Raw genomic sequence first — 21,940 nt, forward strand, 5'->3', positions numbered from 1 at the left:
TTTTTTATTTTGTTTCAAACTAATATTAAGGGCTTTTTTCTGGTTTGAATTAAATGATTTCACATACCGTAATTAGTAATAAAGAATATAGTCCTAAAAATTAGTCTACATTTAATCCTGTATGCTTATCAATTAAAGTACGCCATTTAGATAATCATCCTTAGAAATGATGCTAATAATTTAGATTTTGAAGTGCTTTTATCCCGCTATTATTATCATAGGTGTAGTATGTTGCTAATTGTAATGCTGAGATAAAATACTGCTTTATATATGTTAAAAAAATGATTATACCAATGCTTATAGTAAAACGGTGGTGCATGATATAATGGTAAGGAAAAGAATGCTCTGAAATTTAAAAAGAACTTTTATTCAATCATTTGTATTTAGGAGAGGAGCTCAAACATGTATTCTAATTTAGAACAATTAACAAAGCACCCTGTATTTTATCATTTTGCAGAAATTTCAAAGATTCCAAGAGGATCAGGGAATGAAAAAGAAATTAGTGACTACTTAGTGAAATTTGCCAAGGATCGTAATTTAGAAGTTGTACAAGATGAAGCGTTAAATGTAATCATTAAAAAACCAGCAACTAATGGATACGAAAAAGTTCCTGCGATTATCATCCAGGGTCATATGGATATGGTTTGTGAGAAAAACCAAGCAACTGTTCATGATTTTGAAAAGGACCCAATTCAATTGCGAATTGTTGGGGACATGCTGTATGCAAATCAAACGACTTTAGGTGCAGATAATGGTATTGCGGTTGCATATGCATTAGCGCTATTAGATTCAACTGATATCTCGCATCCAGCTCTTGAAGTTGTGATTACAACAGAAGAAGAGACAACAATGGGTGGTGCTTTTGCTGTTGATCCGAAACATTTTGACGGGAAAATATTTATTAATATTGACTCTGAAGAAGATCATAAATTACTAGTGAGTAGCGCAGGCGGAGCAAAAGCAGTTGAAACAATTTCGATTATTTGGGATGACGCACCTGCTGATTTAGTTGCATATCGTCTATATGTTGGAGGGCTAAAAGGTGGCCATTCTGGTATGGAAATTGATAAGCAACGTGGTAATGCGAATAAAGTGTTAGGACGAGTTCTTTATGATTTATCGAATGAAGTTCAATTTAACATGAGTGAAATTCATGGTGGATTAAAAACAAATGCAATTCCACGTGAAAGTGTAGCAACAATCTTATTATCTGTAAATGATGTACAAAAGGTAGAAGAAAAAGTAGAAGAATGGACATGTGTTCTACAGGAAGAACTACGTGCTGTAGATCCTGATGTGCAGGTTTCACTTACAAAATTAGAAGGAAACGTAGAAAAAGTGTTTGCAAAAGAAACACAAAAACAACTCATTTCTTCTTTATTCTTAATTCCAAATGGTATCCAAGGTATGAGCATGGACATTAAAGGACTTGTAGAAAGTTCAACAAACTTAGGGGTTATTGAAACGCTACATAATGAAATTAAATTGAAAAACGAAGTCAGAAGTTCTGTAAGTAGTTTAAAACAGCACATTATGAATGAAATTAAGCAGATTGCTGAATTAGTTGGAGCGCAATTTGAAAAAGAATCTGAGTATCCAGAATGGCCATATAATCCCAAGTCTCCAATTCGCAATTTGTTTGAAAAAGTGCATAAAGAGAAATATAACAAAGATGTTGAAATTTATGCAGTTCACGCTGGTATCGAATGTAGTGTATTTGTTCAAAAAATGCCTGAGTTAGATGCTATCTCATTTGGACCGGATATTTTTAATGTTCATACACCAGATGAACATATTAGTATTTCTTCTGTACTGAATAACTGGGGATACTTTGTTGATGTAATGAGAGAGACGAGATCATTAGCCAAATAGTAATAAAAAACTGCCTAAGAATAATCTTAGGCGGTTTTTTATTACTATTATTAAATTGATAAGGAATGACGAAAATGATAATTTCACATACTGTATTGAAATTATATAAAACATTATAAAAATATAGTAGTAACTGTTTTGTGAAAACAAACCATTTGATAAAATAGTAATGATATCATTAAAAAGAATTGATAGATGGGAGAAGATATGAAAAAAAGATATAAAAAGTTACTCATTATAGGCGCATTAGCAATAGGAGTCAGTGCATTTTCATATGTACAAAATAATTTAATAAGTGTAAGCAAAATATCAATAACCTCTAGTAAGATACCTTCTAATTTCAAGGGATTTAAAATTGTACAATTGTCGGATTTACATAGTAAAAAATTTGGAGAAAACCAAGAAGTTTTAATTGAGAAAGTAAAAAGTTTGAACCCAGAGATTATTGTCATTACAGGGGATTTAATTGATAGTAAACGATATGATGCAGCAGCGAGTTTAAAGGTAATGAAAGAACTTGTAAAACACTATCCTGTTTATTTTGTTACAGGAAATCATGAATCATGGTCAGGGCGGTATGATAGCTTTGAAAAAGAGCTGAAAAGACATAATGTTATAGTTTTAAGAAATGAACATGTACGTATTCAAAAAGATGGACAGGAAATTTATCTTCTCGGTATAGATGATCCAGCATTTACCGTGAAAAATAACGATAAAAATGAAGAGATAACTACAGTGAAAAATGAAATCGTTAAAGCAAAAAGTACGATAGATTCGGACGGATATAAATTGTTGCTTTCTCATAGACCTGAACTTTTACAAGTGTATGCCGAGCAACAGATCGATTTAGTTTTATCAGGACATGCTCATGGAGGCCAGGTAAGGTTACCGCTCATAGGAGGATTAGTTGCACCTAATCAAGGGGTATTGCCTAAATATACCGCAGGTTTGTATGAGGAACAAAATACTTCCATGATAGTAAGTAGGGGACTGGGGAATAGTGTCATTCCGCAAAGGGTTTTTAATAGACCAGAAATTGTAGTCGTACAGCTGAATTAACCTGTACGACTTTTTTAGTACAAGTATCCATTACAATTTTGTTAAATTTGTTCTACGTTACATAAACTAACAAATTTTGACGACCTTTCTTTGTTATAGTGTAAATAATAAAAATACTCAGTTTTCGTTGAATTTAGAATATCCACAGCTTGTGCATATAAAAACTTTTTATAAAGGAGTGTACACATGCATAAAGAATTTGAAATTGAGGAATACACAGCAATTGAAGAGCAAATTCATTATTATAGTCAATGTTTATTGGTGAATCATCCTGAGCAAATTGTAAAGTATTTAGAAAAAAGGTTAGAAAAATATACAGAAACATTAAAACATGCACATTTGTATCCTGAAAAAGTTATTTTGCCTATACAGCAATTAGTAATCGAGTATTCTTTTGATCTTGTTAGGATTAAAAAGTATTTAAAACTAGAGACATAGCTTATAAATAATGTTTTAAAATGAAGCAGAGTCGGCAATGAGAAATGTATTCTATCGTTGACTCTGTTTCATTGTTTTATAGAAAATGTATTTGTTTTTAAAAGGTTAGAAATACTTATAAATAAATTTGACATATAATGCTTCAAGAGTAAAATAAAAGTGAGTACTCACTCATTAATATAAAAGGAGGATGATTTTAGTGTCGCAAATCTCCGTAAATTTACAAGATGTATCAAAGCGTTTCGGAAAGAAAGAAGTTTTGCATAATATTTCTTTATCCATAGCGCAGACAGAAATTTTTGGTTTAGTAGGTCCTTCAGGTTCTGGGAAAACAACACTTATTAAGATGATTGCTGGCATTAGTGAGTCAACGACTGGTGAGGTAACAGCTCTAGGAACAAAAATGCCTAATCTAGATGAGATGAAGCGTATTGGATATATGGCGCAAGCTGATGCCCTCTATGAAGAATTATCGGCTTATGAAAATGCCGATTTTATTGCGACGATGTATGGGTTAAAAGGGAAGCGCAAGAAAGAGAGAATAGAAGAGGTTTTTGCATTGGTGCAATTATCTCAACATGCCAAAAAGCAAGTGCAACATTTTTCAGGTGGAATGAAGAAACGTTTATCACTTGCCATGGCACTTCTCCATGAACCAAAGCTATTAATTTTAGATGAACCAACGGTTGGGATTGACCCAGTTCTTCGTAAATCTATTTGGGAGAAGTTCTATGAGCTGAAAAAACAAGGAACAACGATTATTGTGACAACACATATTATGGATGAAGCTGAATTTTGTGAGCGCCTCGGGTTAATTCGAGATGGTAAGTTAATTGCAATTGGTACCCCAGAAGAATTAAAAAATCAGACTTCATCAGGACGGATTGAAGATGTCTTTTTATTGGAAGGAGTGGTTGAGTAATGAGGATTGGTGGTGTAATGATTCGGATTATTCGTCAGTTCCTTCGAGATAAACGCTCACTTGCGATGATGTTTGGAGCGCCCATGTTACTTCTTTGGTTATTATCACTTGTGTTTACCCAAAAGGATTATACGCCGCATATTGCATTAGTAGATGTCCCAGCACCTGTAGTGGAGTCAATGAAAAAACAAGATGCAGCCATTTATGAATATAGTAAAGACAATGCGTATACGAAATTAGAAAAGCAACAAATTGATGCGATCATAACTTTAGAAAACGGCAAACTAAACGTATTACTAGAAGGTAGCGATTCTTCAAAAAATCATGCTGTACTTCAAGTATTACAAAAAGGGACAGGAAAAAATGATCTGCCTGGAATGAAACCAGAAATTAATTTTTTACATGGCTCTGCAGACTTTACGATGTTTGATGGACTCGGGCCTGTGTTGATTGGATTTTTTACATTTTTCTTTGTCTTTATTTTATCAGGCGTATCTTTTGTGCGTGAACGTTTAAGCGGGACATTAGAGCGATTATTGTCCACTCCAGTACGCCGATGGGAAATAGTTGTTGGTTATTTACTTGGATTTGGTATTTTTGCATTTTTACAATCAGTTATTATTGTAAGTTTTTCTGTGTATATTCTTGATTTGTATGTCGCAGGATCTCTATGGCTTACCTTACTTATTACATGCATGCTTTCGTTAACTGCACTAACACTAGGAACATTCTTGTCAGCATATGCAAATAATGAATTCCAAATGATTCAGTTTATTCCGCTTGTCATCGTACCACAAATTTTCTTTTCAGGTTTGTTTCCGATTGAATCAATGAATAAGTGGCTACAAATGTTAGGAAAGTTATTTCCGCTCACATATGGTGCTGATGCGATGCGACAAGTGATGATTCGTAATCAGGGGTTTGTTGGAATTAGCGGCGATCTTGGTGTATTACTATTTTTCGCAGTATTATTTGCAGTAGGGAATGTATTTGCTTTGAAAAAACATCGCAAAATATAATGTTTATAAAAAAGGGGCTTTACGAATGAAGAAAGATTGGCTGGAAGAGTTGATTGCTAGTGCAGATACAGATAAACGCAATGAACGTCAGATGCGTATTTTGGAAGCAGCGGTTGATATGTTTGGAGAAAAAGGATATGCATCCACTTCAACGAGTGAAATCGCAAAGCGTGCTGGTGTAGCGGAAGGAACGATCTTCCGCTACTACAAGACGAAAAAAGATTTACTATTAGCGGTTGTCATGCCAACTTTAACAAAGTTTGTCGCTCCATTTTTCGTACAGGCTTTCGCAAAAGAAATACTGGAAAATACGTATGAAACGTATGAAGATTTTTTAAGAAGAGCAATTCGAAATCGGTTTGAATTCGCAAAAAAGCATTTTCCAATGTTAAAAATTTTAATACAAGAAGTACCGTTTCAACCAGAATTAAAAAATGAAATACAACAATTAGTAGAAAAAGAACTTTTTTCCCGCTTTACAAAATTAATTATACATTTTCAAGAACAAGGACAAATTATTGAAATGCCAACCCCTTCAGTTATACGCTTTACGTTATCAGCTATAATGGGTTTAATTTTAACTCGATTTTTATTATTACCTGAAGAAAAATGGGATGATGAAGTGGAAATTGAAAATACAATTCAATTTATATTGTATGGATTAACACCGCGGAGGTAATAAAATGCGACAATTTGCTAAACCAACAGTCGTTGTAAGTAAATGTCTAGAATTTGATGCTTGCCGTTATAACGGGGATATGATTCCTGATGCTACAATTCGAAATTTACAGCCGTTTGTTACATTTATTCCGGTATGTCCTGAAGTAGAAATCGGATTAGGAATCCCTCGTGAGACGATTCGGATTGTCGAAGAAAGCGGAATTCACAAACTTGTACAACCTTCAACAAAAGAAGATGTAACAGAGAGAATGCAACGGTTTTCTGATCAATTTTTAAGTGCTCTGCCGGATGTTGATGGTTTTATTTTAAAGAGCCGTTCGCCGAGTTGTGGAACGAGGGATGTGAAATTTTATACAGGATATGAAAAATCACCAGCAAAAGGGAAAGGTACTGGTCTGTTTGGCGGTGCTGTATTAAAAAAATTTTCGCATGCTGCAATAGAGGAAGAAGGTAGATTGTCGAATTTTATTATTCGTGAACATTTCTTTACGAGGTTGTTTACAATTGCTCATTTTAAAACAATAAAACAAAATAAAAATCTGAAAGAATTAGTGTCATTTCAGTCAGATTACAAATATTTATTTATGGCATATAACCAGGTGAAACAAAAAGAATTGGGCCGAATTATTGCGAATCATACAAAGGATAATATCTTTGAGAATTATGAGAAAACCTTATATGAATTATTGAAACGAACACCTCGCTATACATCAAACATAAACGTATGTCAGCATATTTTTGGATACTTTAAAGATAAGTTGAACAAGCAAGAAAAGGAGTATTTTTTAACACTCCTAAAAAAATATGCAGAAAAGAAAATACCTCTTAGTAGTTTACTTGTAGTTTTAAAGTCATGGGTTCTTCGTTTTGAAGAACACTATTTGTTAAGACAGACATATTTTGAACCGTATCCTGAAGCATTAGTAGAAATTTCAGATTCAGGTAAAGGACGAGACTATTAAAGAAAAAATAGCATAATTCGACACAGAAATTCCTATGTTGTTGTAGAACAATGTAGGAATTTTTTTGTGCATGAGGACAGATTCTGTTTTAAAATTAAATTATGACAGAATTATAACAATTATCTAACTAATATCCTTGTCTTTTAAAAGCAATGTTTGTAATACAGACTCGCACGCTGTCGAAACTCAATATTCGATAAGGGGTGTGTAACGGAATGGAATTTACTCTAACTCGCGAAAAACAAATGATTAAAGAAATGGTACGTGACTTTGCTGAAAAGGAAATCGCACCAAAGGCTGTGTATTATGATAAAACAGCGGAATTTCCATATGAAACGTTTCAAAAAATGGGCGAACTAGGTTTGTTAGGAATCCCATTCCCAGAAGAGTATGGAGGTTCTGGTGGCGATACACTATCGTACGCGTTAGCTGTTGAAGAAATTGGCCGCGCCTGTGGTGGTACAGGTTTAAGTTATGCTGCAACAATCTCATTAGGTGCTTCTCCTATTTATTACTTCGGTACAGAAGAACAAAAGCAAAAATATTTAGTTCCAATGGCATCTGGAAAAACATTAGGTGCTTTTGGTTTAACAGAACCGAATGCAGGATCAGATGCAGGAGGCACACAAACGAAAGCAATTTTAGATGGCGATGAATATGTGATTAATGGTGAGAAGTGCTGGATTACAAATGCAGAGTATGCAAATACAATTATCGTAACCGCTATCAACGGTGTTGATGAAAGAGGAAAAAAACGTATTTCTGCATTTATTGTACCAACGACAAGTGAAGGATTAACGATTTCCAGTCCATACGATAAGATGGGAGTTCGCGCTTCTAATACTTGTGAGATTGTACTTGATGGTGTACGTGTACCAAGGGAGAATATTCTTGGTGATGTAAATAAGGGATTTAAACAATTCTTATATACACTTGATGGAGGGCGTATTTCAATTGCTGCATTAGCTGTTGGAATTGCACAATCTGCTTTTGAACGTGCACTTCAATATGCGAAAGAACGCCAGCAATTTGGAAAAACAATTTCTAATTTCCAAGCGATTCAATTTAAACTGGCAGACATGGCTACTGAAGTAGAATTGGCACGTAATTTAGTACATAAAGCAGCTTGGTTAAAAGATCATGATAAACCTTTCGGCAAAGAAGCTGCTATGGCAAAATTATTTGCATCTGAAGCAGCAAGTCGCATATCTAATCAGGCAGTACAAATTCATGGTGGATACGGTTATATGCGTGAATATGAAGTAGAACGTCATATTCGTGATGCGAAACTTTTAGAAATTGGTGAAGGAACTTCTGAAATTCAACGTCTCGTAATTGCAAGACATTTAGGGTGTAGATAAAAGGAGGGCTCACTATGTTTCAAAAAATATTAATTGCAAATCGCGGGGAAATCGCAGTCCGTATTATTAAAACTTGTAAAAAACTTGGAATTCGTACAGTTGCTATTTATTCACAAGCAGATGAAAATGCTCTTCATGTAAAACTAGCAAATGAAGCTTATCTAGTAGGTGGCCCGCGTGTTCAAGAGAGTTATTTGAATCTTGAAAAGATTATAGAAATTGCTAAGAAAACAGATGCTGAAGCGATTCACCCAGGGTATGGGTTATTATCAGAAAATCCTTCCTTGGCTATTCGCTGTAAAGAAGAAGGGATTGTATTTATCGGCCCTTCTGAAGAGATTATTGCGAAAATGGGGAGCAAAATCGAATCTCGCTTAGCAATGCAAGAAGCAAATGTACCAGTTGTCCCAGGAATCACAACAAATATTGAGACTGCGGAGGAAGCGATTGAAATTGCAAAACAAATTGGTTATCCATTAATGCTAAAGGCATCCGCTGGTGGCGGAGGCATTGGAATGCAGTTGATGGAAACTGAGCAAACGCTCACCAAAGCATTCGAGAGCAATAAAACGCGTGCGCAAAACTTCTTTGGTAATGGCGAAATGTATTTAGAGCGATATATTGCAGATGCACATCATATCGAAATTCAACTTCTTGCAGATACACATGGCAATACAGTGTATTTATGGGAACGTGAATGTTCTGTACAGCGCCGGAATCAAAAAGTGATTGAAGAAGCACCGTCTCCATTTTTGGATGAGGAAACACGTAAAGCGATGGGAGAGGTTGCTGTACAAGCAGCAAAAGCTCTTGGCTATATAAATGCAGGTACAGTTGAGTTTCTTGTAGATGACCAAAAAAACTTTTATTTCTTAGAAATGAATACAAGACTACAAGTGGAGCATCCCGTTACAGAAGAAATTACTGGCCTGGATCTCGTTGAACAACAGCTGCGCATTGCATATGGTGAAAAGTTGTCTTTTACGCAGGATGATGTAAATCGTAGTGGCCATGCTATTGAAGCGCGTATTTATGCGGAAGACCCAAAAACATTTTTCCCATCTCCAGGGAAAATTACAGAACTCACTTTACCAACTAATGTACGTATTGATCACTTTTTAGAGAATGATGTAACAATTACACCTTTTTACGATCCAATGATTGCAAAAGTGATTGCACATGGTGAAACACGTGAAGATGCAATTGGAAAATTACAGGATGCTCTTCAAAACCTAAAAGTAGAGGGTATCAAAACAAATACATCCATGCTATTGCAAGTGCTGGAAGATGAAGTGTTCCAAAGTGGAGTTTATACAACAGGCTTTGTAACAAAACAACTTGTAAAAAAATAAGACTTATGAATATTAAAGGGGGAAAAATGATGACAAAAGTGTATGCATCGATGGCAGGTAATGTTTGGAAGATTGTTGTAGGAGTAGGAGATACAGTAGAAGAAGAACAGGATGTCGTCATTTTAGAATCTATGAAAATGGAAATTCCAATCGTTTCTGAAGAAGCTGGAATGGTAATGAAAATAAATGTACAAGAAGGCGACTTTGTTAATGAAGGAGATGTATTGGTAGAAATTGAATAGGGAGAAAAAGGGGTGAAATGTATTGAAACTACCTACTTTTGCTGTCATTAAAGAAGTGGGACCACGTGATGGTTTACAAAACGAAAAGAAAATTGTTGGCACAAAAGATAAAGTAAAATGGATTCAATTACTTTCAGAAGCTGGATTATCGTATATTGAAGTTTCCTCTTTCGTTCACCCAAAATGGGTTCCTGCTTTAGCTGATGCAAGCGATGTATTTACAGAGCTAAAAAGGGAATCAGATGTTACATATGCTGCGCTTGTTCCAAATCAAAATGGTTTGGAACGAGCTCTTTTGCAAAATGTAGATGAGGTGAATGTTTTTCTATCAGCGAGTGAATCACATAATAAAAGCAATATCAATAAGTCTATTAAAGAAGCGTTATCTGTCATACAAGATATTACAAAGCAAGCAGAGTTCGCAGGTAAAAGAGTAAGAGGGTACGTTTCTACTGTATTTGGTTGTCCATATGAAGGTGACGTGAGTATTGATGCTGTAGATGAGTTATGTAATCAACTTTTTTCATACGGCATATATGAAGTCTCACTTGGGGATACGATTGGTGTAGCAAACCCCTTACAAGTAGAAAGTGTATTAGAGCGTTTATTGAAAAAATATGACTCTTCACAATTTGCAATGCATTTTCATAATACGTACGGTATGGCGCTTGCAAATGTTGTTCAGTCACTGGAATACGGCATTACAACATTTGATAGTTCTTGTGGTGGTCTTGGTGGTTGTCCTTATGCGCCAGGGGCATCAGGTAATGTTGCAACGGATGATTTAGTACATATGTTCCATAAACTGGGCGTACAAACAAATATAAATGAAGAAAAACTATTACAAGCTAGTCAGTTTATTCAAAGTAAATTAAATATACCATTACCAAGTCATGTATACCGAGCAATGCAACATAAAACAATAAGTAGGTGATAAGATGCTACAACTACAAAACATTTCAGTCGATTACGTAACACCACACATCGTAAAAATAACATTAAGTCGTGAAGGACGAGCAAATTCGTTATCTCTTGCATTATTAGAAGAATTACAGTCTACATTAAGTCATTTAAATGAAGCATCAGATGTTCGCGTTGTTATTTTGACAGGAACTGGTGAAAAAGCATTTTGTGCTGGGGCTGATTTAAAAGAACGCGCCAATATGAATGAAGAAGAAGTACGTCATGCAGTTGGGATGATTCGTTCTACAATGGATATGGTAGAACATTTATCACAACCGGTTATTGCTGCAATAAATGGAATTGCACTTGGTGGTGGAACGGAATTAAGTTTAGCATGTGATTTTAGAATTGCAGCAGAAACAGCAAGCCTTGGACTTACCGAAACATCTCTAGCTATTATCCCAGGAGCTGGTGGTACGCAGCGTTTGCCAAGATTAATTGGTGTTGGCAGAGCAAAAGAATTAATTTATACAGCAAGACGTGTTTCAGCACATGAAGCGAAGGAATATGGAATGGTAGAGTTTGTGGTACCAGCTCATCTATTAGAGGAAAAAGCAATTGAAATTGCAGAGCGTATTGCTAGCAATGGTCCAATTGCTGTTCGATTAGCAAAACAAGCAATCTCAAATGGTATACAAGTAGATTTACATACCGGATTACAAATGGAAAAACAAGCGTACGAAGGTGTCATCCATACGAGAGATCGATTGGAAGGATTACAAGCATTTAAAGAAAAACGTAAACCGATGTATAAGGGGGAGTAAATGTGCTAGAACAAAAACAACAATCCAATTCATTTCAAGAACGTGTTGAAACAATTAAACAAGGCGGCGCACCGAAATATCATGAGCAAAATAAAGCAAAGGGAAAAATATTTGTTCGAGATCGCCTAGCTCTTTTGTTTGATAACGGTGAATATGTAGAAGACGCATTATTTGCGAATTGTGAGCAAACAGGATTACCAGCAGATGGTGTTGTAACTGCAACGGGCAAAGTGCATGGTCGTACTGTATGTGTTATGGCTAATGATTCAACAGTGAAAGCAGGATCTTGGGGATCACGTACTGTTGAAAAAATATTACGAATCCAAGAAACAGCTGAAAAGTTACGTGTGCCACTTTTCTATCTTGTTGATTCTGCTGGTGCGCGCATAACTGATCAAGTTGAAATGTTCCCAGGACGCCGCGGTGCAGGGCGAATTTTCTATAACCAAGTGAAGCTATCAGGTAAGGTGCCGCAAATTTGTTTATTATTTGGGCCTTCTGCAGCTGGTGGCGCCTATATTCCTGCTTTCTGTGATGTCGTTATGATGGTTGAAGGTAATGCATCTATGTATTTAGGTTCTCCGCGTATGGCTGAGATGGTTATTGGTGAAAAAGTAACACTTGAAGAAATGGGCGGTGCCCGTATGCATTGCTCTGTATCAGGATGCGGAGATGTTTTATGCAAAACAGAAGAAGATGCAATTGCTCAAGCGAGACAATATATTTCTTACTTTCCAAGCAACTACTTAGAAAATGCTCCTACGATGAGACCTCAAGAACCAAAGCAGTTTGAAAAAACGTTAGAACAAATCATCCCAGAAAATCAAAATGCTCCTTTTAATATGAAAGATCTTATTAATCGCATTATCGATGAAGGCTCCTTCTTTGAAGTGAAAAAACTATTTGCCCAAGAACTTATTACAGGATTAGGACGAATCGATGGAAAGCCTGTTGGAATTATCGCTAACCAGCCGCGTATGAAAGGCGGCGTGCTATTCCATGATTCTGCTGACAAAGCAGCGAAGTTTATTAATTTATGTGATGCGTATCATATTCCATTATTATTCCTTGCTGATGTGCCTGGATTTATGATTGGAACAAAAGTTGAGCGAGCTGGTATTATTCGTCATGGTGCGAAAATGATCTCTGCAATGAGTGAAGCAACAGTACCAAAAATTTCAATTGTTGTGCGTAAAGCATATGGCGCTGGCTTGTATGCAATGGCAGGACCTGCCTTCGAACCAGATTGCTGTTTAGCATTGCCGACGGCTTCTATTGCTGTAATGGGACCTGAAGCTGCTGTCAATGCTGTATATGCAAATAAAATTGCAGCATTACCAGAAGAAGAGCGTGCAAGTTTTATTGCCGAAAAACGTGAAGAGTATAAAAAAGATATTGATATTTATCGTCTAGCATCAGAAATGGTGATTGACGGTATTGTTCACCCGAATGATTTACGTGAAGAGTTAAAGAAACGCTTTGAAATGTACATGAGTAAATATCAAGTATTTACAGATCGAAAACATCCAGTTTATCCAGTGTAAAAGCCCTATTTAGGGCTTTCTTGTTCGAAAAATAAGGAGGGAAAAACATTGAAACAAGCTGTTTGGTTTCCGACAGAAGAATATAAAGATAAAACACGTTTATATGGGTGGATGAAATCACTTGGTTATGAGGATTATGAAGCGTTTTATAATAAATCAATTGAAGAAACTGCATGGTTTTGGGGAGAAGCAGAGCGTGCAGTTGGCTATCAATGGATGGAGCCATACACAGAAGTACTAGATTTAGAAAATGGTACACCATTTGCACAGTGGTATACAGGGGGAACATGCAATGTAGTAGAATCTGCTTTATCTCGCTGGTTAGCAGAGGAAGAAACAAGAACACAGCCAGCTCTTATGTATGAAGGAGAGAATGGTACAACAAAATCGTTTACATATGAAGAACTTGATAATTGGGTGAGCCGAGTTGCAAATGGACTCAAGCATTCAGGAATTGAGAAAGGTGATCGCGTAACGATTTATATGCCGATGATACCTGAAACAGTTGTTGCCATGCTGGCAGTAATGAAAATCGGCGCGATTATTTCCCCAATTTTTTCGGGTTTTGCAGCTGATGCAGTCATGACGCGTGTACAAGCAGCAGGCTCAAAAATGATTATTACAGCTGATGGATTTTCACGTCGTGGTAAAATTGTTTCTTTAAAAGATGAGGTAGATAAGGCGTGTGAAGAATGTCCATCTGTTGAGAAAGTTGTTATTGTTCGCCATGCGGGAAATGATTTTACACCTCATAACTATGACGTTTCATGGAGTATTCTTGAAAAAGAAAAACCATTTACACATGCTGAAGAAATGAAGAGTGATGATCCACTTATGCTCATATATACATCAGGGACGACTGGAAAACCAAAAGGAACAGTACATACACATGCTGGATTTCCTCTGAAATCGGCATTTGATGCAGGATTTGGTATGAATATTAAGCAAGGTGATCGTGTATTATGGGTTACTGACATGGGCTGGATGATGGGACCATTTCTATTATTCGGTTCTCTTATTAATGGAGCGACAATGGTAATGTATGAAGGTGTCCCAGATTATCCGGAGGCAGGTCGATTGTGGGAAACGGTTGACCGATACCAAATTACTCATCTTGGTATTTCACCAACATTAATTCGAGCATTGATGGCAAAAGGTGATGAGCATGTAAAGAAACATTCTCTAGAGAGTCTAGAAGTATTTGCGTCAACGGGTGAACCATGGAATCCAGATCCTTGGATGTGGCTCTTTGAAACAGTTGGAAAAGGAAAAGTACCAATTTGTAACTATTCGGGAGGAACAGAAATTTCTGGCGGGATTTTTGGGAATGTCTTAGTTAAACCAATCGCACCGATTAGTTTCAATGCATCTTTACCTGGAATGGCAGCTGTTGTGTTAGATGAACAAGGTAATCCAATTCGTGATGAAGTTGGAGAATTATGTCTAGAAAAGCCTTGGGTTGGAATGACGAAAAGTTTCTGGGAAGATGACGAACGTTATGTTAATACATATTGGTCACGTTTTGGAAATAAATGGGTACATGGTGATTGGGTTATTTATGACGGGGAACAATACATCATTACTGGACGCTCCGATGATACATTAAATATTGCAGGAAAACGTATTGGACCCGCTGAATATGAATCAATTCTTGTAAAGCATAATCATGTAATAGAAGCAGCGGCAATTGGGGTGCCAGATGAAGTGAAAGGTGAAGTTTGTCATTGCTTTGTTGTCTTACGAGAAGGAGTAACATTCACAATGGAGCTAAAAAAAGAATTAATGAGTTTAGTAAACTCTCATATTGGAAAAGCGTTATGTCCAAAAGATATACATGTTGTAGAAGATTTACCGAAAACACGCAATTCTAAAGTAATGAGACGTGTGATTAAAGCAGCATACTTAGGAAAAGAGTTAGGAGATTTATCTTCACTTATAAATCCAGAGGTTGTCCCACATATTCAAGGGTTACAATCTAGTCAAATATGAAATAAAAGATGAGCCCTTTTATGAAAAGAGCTCATCTTTTATTGTGATAACAATAAATAGAATAAGGGAAAATCGCTTGACATGAAGAAATAATAAGTGGAATCCTTTATTTTATAATTTTAGACATTATTTTTCAATTGGAGAAGGGTTAGGGAAGAATTATCGAGCTTAAAAGGAGTAAAAGAGAATGATTCAACTTGATTATTTTGAAAGAAAAGACTTTAACCAACTTATAGATTGGATTGATTCGGAAGAGTTTTTATTACAGTGGGGAGGACCGGTATTTACATACCCATTACAGGAAAAGCAACTAGAGAAGTATATAGAGAATGCCAATCATGAGAATGCAGATGTATTTGTATATAAAGTGATAAAACAAGATACTGGAACGGTTATCGGGCATATTTCACTTGGGAAAATTGATCGAATAAATAAGTCTGCAAGAATCGGGAAAGTTTTAGTTGGCGATAAAGATATGAGGGGAAAATCTATTGGAGAAAAGATGATAAATGCGGTTCTTAATGTTACATTTGAAGAATTAGAATTAAATAGAGTTTCCCTTGGGGTATTTGATTTCAATATAGCTGCTATCGCATGCTATGAAAAGGTTGGGTTTGTAAAAGAAGAGTTTCTGAGAGATGCACGTAAAATAGGGAATGAGTATTGGAACTTATGGGAAATGAGCATTTCGTACAATAAGTGGTGTAGTATACAGTAGAACCGTTTTAGAATAAAATTGAGTAAATTACATCTATATAATTAGATGTAATTTACCTGTTCTATAGAAATCTTATAAACTAAGTACAATGATATTATAATTTGTACAATTCTTCTTGGGGGTATATTATGAATCAAAAACCAAAAATAATCTCTATCGCAGCTGTCTCTGGAGGAGGGAAAACTACAATTACAGAGGGACTAAATCGTAAACTACATCACTCTAAAGCTTTATATTTTGATAACTATGATTTTGATGAATGTCCATCAGATATTTGTAAATGGGTTGATGAAGGAGCGGACTACAACAAATGGATATTGACGCCTCTTATTACTGACGTTCAGTCTCTCCTAAATAATACTGAGCTTGATTATATTTTGCTAGATTATCCTTTTGCGTATTTAAATAGTGAGATGCGAAAATTTATTGATTTAGCTATATATATTGATACCCCTCTAGATATCGCAATGGCTAGAAGGATATTAAGAGATTTTACAGAAAATCCAATAGACGAAGTACATAACGATTTAAAACATTATGTATCAGATGGAAGAAAGGCTTATTTAGAGATGGTTAACAAGGTAAAATCAAATTCAGATATTGTTGTTGATGGTTCCTACCCTATAAGTTTGATTGTTAGTCAAATATTAGGAGAAATAAAGAAAAGAGAATTATAATAAATTTCCCTTTAATCCAGTAAATATTTGTAAGGGGGTGTGACAAATGTTCCTACTGTCATTGTATAACCCCCTTTGTTAAAAATAGCATCATGAAATGAAAGAATTTTCTGTTTAAATGTTATAATCAAATAAACTGTGATCTATTGGTAGAGGAGCAAAAGATGATAAGTAAAGAACAAGAAAGACACGTACAGATAGACAGCTTTAAATTATATACTAAGATATTACAAGGAAAGAAGGCTAAACCAGTAATTATTATGGAGGCCGGCTATGGTGATTATTCAAAAGCCTGGGAAGAAATTTCAAAGGAAATTGTAGAATATGGGACAGTGATTTTATATGATCGAGCTGGACTAGGGAAAAGTGAAGAAAGTTCTAGTAGGCGAATTAGTTCTGAGATAGCTAAGGAACTGAGAGCGTTATTAGATGAGTTACAGTTAAAACCTCCTTATATATTGGTAGGACACTCCTATGGAGGTATAAATGCTCGTTTGTTTGCTTCTTTTTATCCAGAAGAAACTTTAGGAATCATATTGGTAGATTCCACACCAGAAAATTATAAAGAAGATTTTCTACCTATCATGCCTGTTGAATTTCAAAAAGCATATTACAAGCAATTTATATATGAAAGTACATACGAAGAATTTATGTATAGCTTGGGTGAGGCGAAACGGTGTTGTAAATCAATAGGAAATATTCCGCTTGTTGTAGTTGCGGCAGGTAAAAAAGCTTTTTATTCTAAGGAAGCTCAAGTGAAGTGGTTGCAATTACAAAAAGACCTATTAAAGTTATCAACATGTCATAAGTTTATGATTGCTCCTAATAGTGGTCATTATATTCAACGAGATGAGCCAAAGTATGTGATAGATGCTGTTAAATGGGTTATAGATTATACACAATAAAGAGAGGAGAGATTCAATTGGAGACCTTATTTCGATACAATTGGCAAGTAAGAGAGGAGTGGTTTGAATGGTGTAAGCAGCTTTCAAAAGAAGCATTACTTTGTAAACGAATTGGAGGAGTTGGGGGGATTTTGCGAACACTATTTCATATTGTAGATGTGGAGTATAGCTGGATTCGTGCTCTTCAAGGAAAGGAGGATGTTGAACCACAATTTCAAGAGTATCAGTCACTTCAGAAAGTGAAAAAACTTTCGGACTCCTATCGAGAAGAACTGGGACTCTTTTTACAAGCATGGTCGAGTGATTTAGAGAATAAAATATTAACAGCTTCATGGACAGATAAGACGTATACATATGGTGAGGTTGTGCGGCATGTGATTGCGCATGAAATACATCATATTGGTCAATTATCTATATGGTCTAGAGAATTGGACATTCAGCCAATCTCAGCTAATTTAATTGGAAGAGGTTTGTTGGGATAGATTAGACAGATATATTATTAGCACTTGTCTATTTAATTTCAGTCTTATAAGGGAGGGTGCAAGGTGAACGAAAACAATAGTTTTGTTGAAATGCAGAATAAACAAGATATTAAATTTTCGATTATTATCCCTGCTCATAACGAAGAGAAATATATCGGCCGATGTCTTGATTCTATTGTTGCTTCATCCAAATATTGTAAAAATCAAGTAGAGGTAATTGTTGTATTAAATCGTTGTAGTGATCGCACAGAAGAAATTGCACAATCTTATCATTGTATAACTTTACAAGATGAGAATAAGAACCTATCTAAAATTAGAAATGCTGGAGCGAAAATAGCTCGAGGAGAAATCATTGTTACAATAGATGCTGATAGCTGGATGAGTGATAATATGTTAAGAGAAATAGATGACTATTTAAAAACTGGAAAATATATAGGAGGGGGAGTAAGAGGGAAATTTGAACGTATTTCACTAGGAATTATCGTTTCAGGATTATTGTTAATTATTCCCCTTATTTTTAAATATGGATTTGTTTCTGTCGGAATGTTTTGGTGTTATCGAAAGGATTTTGAAGCAATTGGTGGTTTTAACGAGGATTTATTAATGGCTGAAGATGCAGAATTTGCAATGCGTTTAAAAAAATACGGTAAGGTCCATGGAAAAGGCTTTACTACCATTAAGAAAGCTTATATGACAACATCTTGTAGGAAATTTGATGAGCATGGTGATTGGACTTTAGTAAAGAGACCTCAAATTATTTTGGCATATTTAAAGGGAACCAATAAAAAATATGCAGATGAATTATATTATGAAAAGAAAAAAGAGAAATAAGGAAAACCGACTTATTTAGAAATATAAGCCGGTTTTTTATGTAAAAGAGGTCTTTTATTTAAAAATCCTCTGAATCTTTTTTTCGTATATACACTACCATTGAGATGACAATAATCAAGAAAATCGTTATTGTTTGTACGAAAAGGTTCTTGAACGAAAGTGATGATACCCATGATGTAACATAATCTTTAAGAGATTGAAGAGATGGAAAATGAGTAGGGTCAAAACCATAATTGAATAATTTTTTTGACTCTATAAATGAGGCGTTTTCTCCATTTGTCTCTAATACAACTGAAATAAGCCTTTTATTTCCTTGCTTCGCGGTTCCAACGAAACTATAGCCAGTAGTATTCGAGAAACTAGTTTGTAAACCATCAGCACCTTTAAGTTTTACGTTTTTATCAAGCGAATATAACATTTTATTTGTATTAAAAATATGAGTCTCTTTGAAGGTGAATTGATAAGAGGTCAATCTACTAATTTCTAATATAACTGGGTAATCATTAATTAAGTGGCGAGCTAATTTCGAGGCGTCTAAAGCAGTAATTTGGGAGTTTTGATCTTGTGTATTTGTCATCCCAGTTGCATTTGCAAAATAGGTTTTTCTAGATAATCCTAATTGTTTGGCTTTTTCATTCATTAGCTCTTTAAAGCCCTGTTCGTTTTTTGATATATGCTCTGCTAAAGCTAGTGCAGCTCTATTGTCTCCTGTTAAAACAATCGCGTGAAATAGGTCGCGAATGGTTACCTGTTCTCTATTTGCTATATCAATGTTATTTCCTTCAACCTGGAAGATTTGATTGTTTATCTTCACATGATCTTCCCATCTGATTACACCATTATGTATCTGTTCTAACACAATATATTCCGTCATCAATTTGGATACGTTAGCTGTGGGAAAGGGAGTGTCTTCATTTTTTTTATAAACAACTTTACCTGTAGAGGCATCTATTAAAATAGCTGATTTAGCTTTAACAGTAGGTCCATTTACATAAACATAAAAATATAACACAATAACTGCAGTGATAAGAAAAGATAAGAATAGAATCATTACTTTTTTTAAGAATTGCATAAGCGATCCTCCTATTATTACATCAATATCACTATTGTAAAAATTAATAATTAACAAGGGAGAAAGAAAAAGTAAAGAATTTCTAAAGAATGTTAAGGAATCATTAAATATTGGATAATTATAGAAAAAGGTTCGATTCCTTAAGTTAAGAAATCGAACCTTGGAGAAAATATAAATCGTTTTACTATTTATAGGGAAGTAATTTTACCGTGAAAGTTGTTTTTTCTTCATCGCTATATACTTCAATAGTTCCATTGTGAAGTTCCACGATACTTTTGGAAATTGCTAACCCAAGTCCAGATCCCCCGGTATATGTAGAGCGAGATTTTTCAACGCGATAGAAACGCTCAAAAATATGAGGGAGATCAGTGCTTGGAATAGGCTGTCCATAATTGGTAATCTCAATTGTAATCATATTATTGACTTCATATGCAGTAATATCAATATTGTTCCCATCGCTTCCGTAAGTGATCGCGTTTATAATTAAATTCTCAAATACACGTACTAATTTATCACCATCAGCGAGTACCATTAGCTTTTGAGATGGAAAAGAAGGTCTACACTCAATATTTGCTTCTTGGAGCTGTATACGAAATTGGACGGTTAATTGTCCCAGTAATTCAATCATATCAATAGGTACATAATTTAGACTTAGCTCCTTATTTTGAACACGCGTATATTCAAACAAGTCGGTCATCAACATATTTAAACGGTTCACTTTATCATAAATAACTTGAATATAATGACGTAGTTCAACTTCATCTCTATAATTATCATCATGGATAAGATTTACATAGCCAACAATTGATGTTAGCGGGGTTCGCAAGTCATGTGATACATTTGTTATCAGTTCACTTTTAGCTTGCTCGGTTTGACGCTCTTCTTCAATGGAAACTTTTAATTGTTCAACAATTTGATTCACGCCAGTTGCTAATTCTTTTAAATAATTATGTTGCAAAATGGAAACCTTATGATTAAAGTTTCCGTTTGCGATGTAACGGATTTCCTCAATCATTTTTTTAATACAAGCTCCATAGTATAATTTCTTTTCGTGGCGATAAAAAATATAAACATAGAACGAGAAAATAGAGAACCAATATAGATAAGATATCATCATAGCCCAAAGAGATTCTTTTAATCCCCTATATTTTTCATAGCCAATAATTCTGACGATTTCTTTACTTAATTCTGTTAATGTAAGGGAACTATCGATTACGCTTGTAACAAGACGATACATAACAACTTCAGTAATAGGTGTAAGTAAAAGCGCTAATAAAAGCCAAAAAATAATTTTCCATTTTGGAATGACTTTTAATATTTCAAATGCTTCATTTCTCAATTTTATAACCTACTCCCCAAACAGTATGAATCAGTTTTTCAGCATTTATGCCAGTTTCAAGTTTATCCCTTAAGTTACTAATGTGAACCATTACAGTTTTGTTAGAACCGTAACCATCTTCGTTCCAAACTCTTTCAAATATTTCTTCTGAGCTAAATACTCTACCAGTATTACTGCCAAGTAAATATAAGATATCAAATTCAATAGATGTAAGTTTAATATAGGATCCATTTACTTTAACAGTATGATTATGTTTATGTATTTCGACAGAACGAATGCGAATAATACCGTCCTCTTTTATTTGTGATGCAGTATGCTGGAATGAAGATCTACGTAATAATGCTTTCACTCTAGCGATTAATTCTAGTGGATTAAATGGTTTAATCATATAATCATCTGCACCTGTCATAAGACCTAATATTTTATCCATATCCTCCGCTTTTGCGCTTAGCATAAGAATAGGTACTGTGTTCTCTTCTCTAACTTTCTGACAAACTTCCAATCCATTACGCTTTGGCATCATAATATCTAGAATCATAAGATCAATTTGATGCATAGATAGCATATGTAAAGCTTCATCACCATCATAAGCTTTATAAATATTGTAGCCTTCATTTCGTAAATAAACGGCAAGTAATTCGACAATTTCTTTATCATCATCAATAATTAAAATATTTTTTTCCATTGGATATTTAAATTCCTTTCTTTTCATTTCATCGACATTAATATAATAACAAACATTTGGGTG

At 34.9% G+C, this 21,940-nt stretch carries 22 protein-coding genes and 1 pseudogene; 20 read left to right on the top strand and 3 right to left on the bottom strand.

What is annotated here, in order from left to right:
• Positions 1-402: 402 nt before the first annotated feature.
• From ACIQ7L_RS00225 to ACIQ7L_RS00320, 20 genes and pseudogenes are all read left to right on the top strand, one after another.
• A complete protein-coding gene (locus ACIQ7L_RS00225; protein WP_400565343.1) occupies positions 403-1,872 on the top strand; it encodes an aminoacyl-histidine dipeptidase in 1,470 nt (489 codons plus the stop codon).
• Positions 1,873-2,079: 207 nt separating this feature from the next.
• Positions 2,080-2,931 (top strand): metallophosphoesterase, encoded by an 852-nt coding sequence (locus ACIQ7L_RS00230; protein WP_400566295.1) that lies wholly within the window; start codon positions 2,080-2,082, stop codon positions 2,929-2,931.
• 186 nt (positions 2,932-3,117) lie between these two features.
• A complete protein-coding gene (locus ACIQ7L_RS00235) occupies positions 3,118-3,369 on the top strand; it encodes a hypothetical protein (protein WP_400565346.1) in 252 nt (83 codons plus the stop codon).
• 199 nt (positions 3,370-3,568) lie between these two features.
• Positions 3,569-4,291 (top strand): ABC transporter ATP-binding protein, encoded by a 723-nt coding sequence (locus ACIQ7L_RS00240; RefSeq protein ID WP_400565348.1) that lies wholly within the window; start codon positions 3,569-3,571, stop codon positions 4,289-4,291.
• A complete protein-coding gene (locus tag ACIQ7L_RS00245) occupies positions 4,291-5,310 on the top strand; it encodes an ABC transporter permease (RefSeq protein ID WP_400565351.1) in 1,020 nt (339 codons plus the stop codon). The genes ACIQ7L_RS00240 and ACIQ7L_RS00245 overlap by 1 nt, the downstream gene beginning before the upstream one ends.
• A 25-nt stretch (positions 5,311-5,335) precedes the next feature.
• The gene (locus ACIQ7L_RS00250; protein ID WP_400565354.1) at positions 5,336-5,989 is read left to right on the top strand and encodes a TetR/AcrR family transcriptional regulator; all 654 of its coding nucleotides are present in this window, start codon (positions 5,336-5,338) and stop codon (positions 5,987-5,989) included.
• A 4-nt stretch (positions 5,990-5,993) separates the two neighbouring features.
• On the top strand, positions 5,994-6,953 hold the full coding sequence (locus tag ACIQ7L_RS00255) for a YbgA family protein (protein WP_400565356.1): 960 nt from the start codon (positions 5,994-5,996) through the stop codon (positions 6,951-6,953).
• A 215-nt stretch (positions 6,954-7,168) separates the two neighbouring features.
• On the top strand, positions 7,169-8,314 hold the full coding sequence (locus ACIQ7L_RS00260; protein ID WP_097897944.1) for an acyl-CoA dehydrogenase: 1,146 nt from the start codon (positions 7,169-7,171) through the stop codon (positions 8,312-8,314).
• Positions 8,315-8,328: 14 nt separating this feature from the next.
• Entirely contained in the window at positions 8,329-9,666 is a 1,338-nt protein-coding gene (locus ACIQ7L_RS00265; protein ID WP_400565359.1) for an acetyl-CoA carboxylase biotin carboxylase subunit, read from the top strand.
• Positions 9,667-9,692: 26 nt separating this feature from the next.
• Positions 9,693-9,908 (top strand): acetyl-CoA carboxylase biotin carboxyl carrier protein subunit, encoded by a 216-nt coding sequence (locus ACIQ7L_RS00270; protein ID WP_400565361.1) that lies wholly within the window; start codon positions 9,693-9,695, stop codon positions 9,906-9,908.
• Positions 9,909-9,930: 22 nt separating this feature from the next.
• The gene (locus tag ACIQ7L_RS00275; protein ID WP_400565364.1) at positions 9,931-10,842 is read left to right on the top strand and encodes a hydroxymethylglutaryl-CoA lyase; all 912 of its coding nucleotides are present in this window, start codon (positions 9,931-9,933) and stop codon (positions 10,840-10,842) included.
• A gap of 4 nt (positions 10,843-10,846) precedes the next feature.
• Entirely contained in the window at positions 10,847-11,635 is a 789-nt protein-coding gene (locus ACIQ7L_RS00280; RefSeq protein ID WP_400565366.1) for an enoyl-CoA hydratase, read from the top strand.
• 2 nt (positions 11,636-11,637) lie between these two features.
• Positions 11,638-13,179: an acyl-CoA carboxylase subunit beta gene (locus ACIQ7L_RS00285; protein ID WP_097897940.1), complete on the top strand. Its 1,542-nt coding sequence runs from the start codon at positions 11,638-11,640 to the stop codon at positions 13,177-13,179.
• A 48-nt stretch (positions 13,180-13,227) separates the two neighbouring features.
• The gene (locus ACIQ7L_RS00290) at positions 13,228-15,168 is read left to right on the top strand and encodes an AMP-binding protein (protein WP_400565369.1); all 1,941 of its coding nucleotides are present in this window, start codon (positions 13,228-13,230) and stop codon (positions 15,166-15,168) included.
• 94 nt (positions 15,169-15,262) lie between these two features.
• A pseudogene (locus tag ACIQ7L_RS00295) lies at positions 15,263-15,340 on the top strand (flavin reductase family protein); the annotation flags it as partial.
• A gap of 15 nt (positions 15,341-15,355) precedes the next feature.
• Positions 15,356-15,886 (top strand): GNAT family N-acetyltransferase, encoded by a 531-nt coding sequence (locus tag ACIQ7L_RS00300; RefSeq protein ID WP_400565371.1) that lies wholly within the window; start codon positions 15,356-15,358, stop codon positions 15,884-15,886.
• A gap of 128 nt (positions 15,887-16,014) precedes the next feature.
• On the top strand, positions 16,015-16,563 hold the full coding sequence (locus ACIQ7L_RS00305) for a nucleoside/nucleotide kinase family protein (protein WP_400565374.1): 549 nt from the start codon (positions 16,015-16,017) through the stop codon (positions 16,561-16,563).
• Between the two features lie 164 nt (positions 16,564-16,727).
• The gene (locus ACIQ7L_RS00310) at positions 16,728-17,468 is read left to right on the top strand and encodes an alpha/beta fold hydrolase (protein WP_400565376.1); all 741 of its coding nucleotides are present in this window, start codon (positions 16,728-16,730) and stop codon (positions 17,466-17,468) included.
• Between the two features lie 17 nt (positions 17,469-17,485).
• Positions 17,486-17,950 carry a DinB family protein gene (locus ACIQ7L_RS00315; protein ID WP_400565379.1) on the top strand — a complete coding sequence of 155 codons (465 nt, stop codon included), beginning with the start codon at positions 17,486-17,488 and terminating at the stop codon, positions 17,948-17,950.
• Positions 17,951-18,013: 63 nt separating this feature from the next.
• Positions 18,014-18,781 (top strand): glycosyltransferase, encoded by a 768-nt coding sequence (locus ACIQ7L_RS00320; RefSeq protein ID WP_400565381.1) that lies wholly within the window; start codon positions 18,014-18,016, stop codon positions 18,779-18,781.
• Between the two features lie 58 nt (positions 18,782-18,839).
• Here the strand turns inward: ACIQ7L_RS00320 and ACIQ7L_RS00325 are convergent, their stop codons facing one another.
• From ACIQ7L_RS00325 to ACIQ7L_RS00335, 3 genes are all read right to left on the bottom strand, one after another.
• Positions 18,840-19,853 carry a D-alanyl-D-alanine carboxypeptidase family protein gene (locus ACIQ7L_RS00325; RefSeq protein WP_400565383.1) on the bottom strand — a complete coding sequence of 338 codons (1,014 nt, stop codon included), beginning with the start codon at positions 19,851-19,853 and terminating at the stop codon, positions 18,840-18,842.
• 184 nt (positions 19,854-20,037) lie between these two features.
• Entirely contained in the window at positions 20,038-21,192 is a 1,155-nt protein-coding gene (locus ACIQ7L_RS00330; RefSeq protein WP_400565385.1) for a sensor histidine kinase, read from the bottom strand.
• Entirely contained in the window at positions 21,182-21,877 is a 696-nt protein-coding gene (locus ACIQ7L_RS00335; protein ID WP_400566298.1) for a response regulator transcription factor, read from the bottom strand. Before ACIQ7L_RS00335 ends, ACIQ7L_RS00330 begins: the two co-directional genes overlap by 11 nt.
• Positions 21,878-21,940: the final 63 nt, after the last annotated feature.

It is taken from the genome of Bacillus sp. NPDC094106, from assembly GCF_044764345.1.
Classification (GTDB): domain Bacteria; phylum Bacillota; class Bacilli; order Bacillales; family Bacillaceae_G; genus Bacillus_A.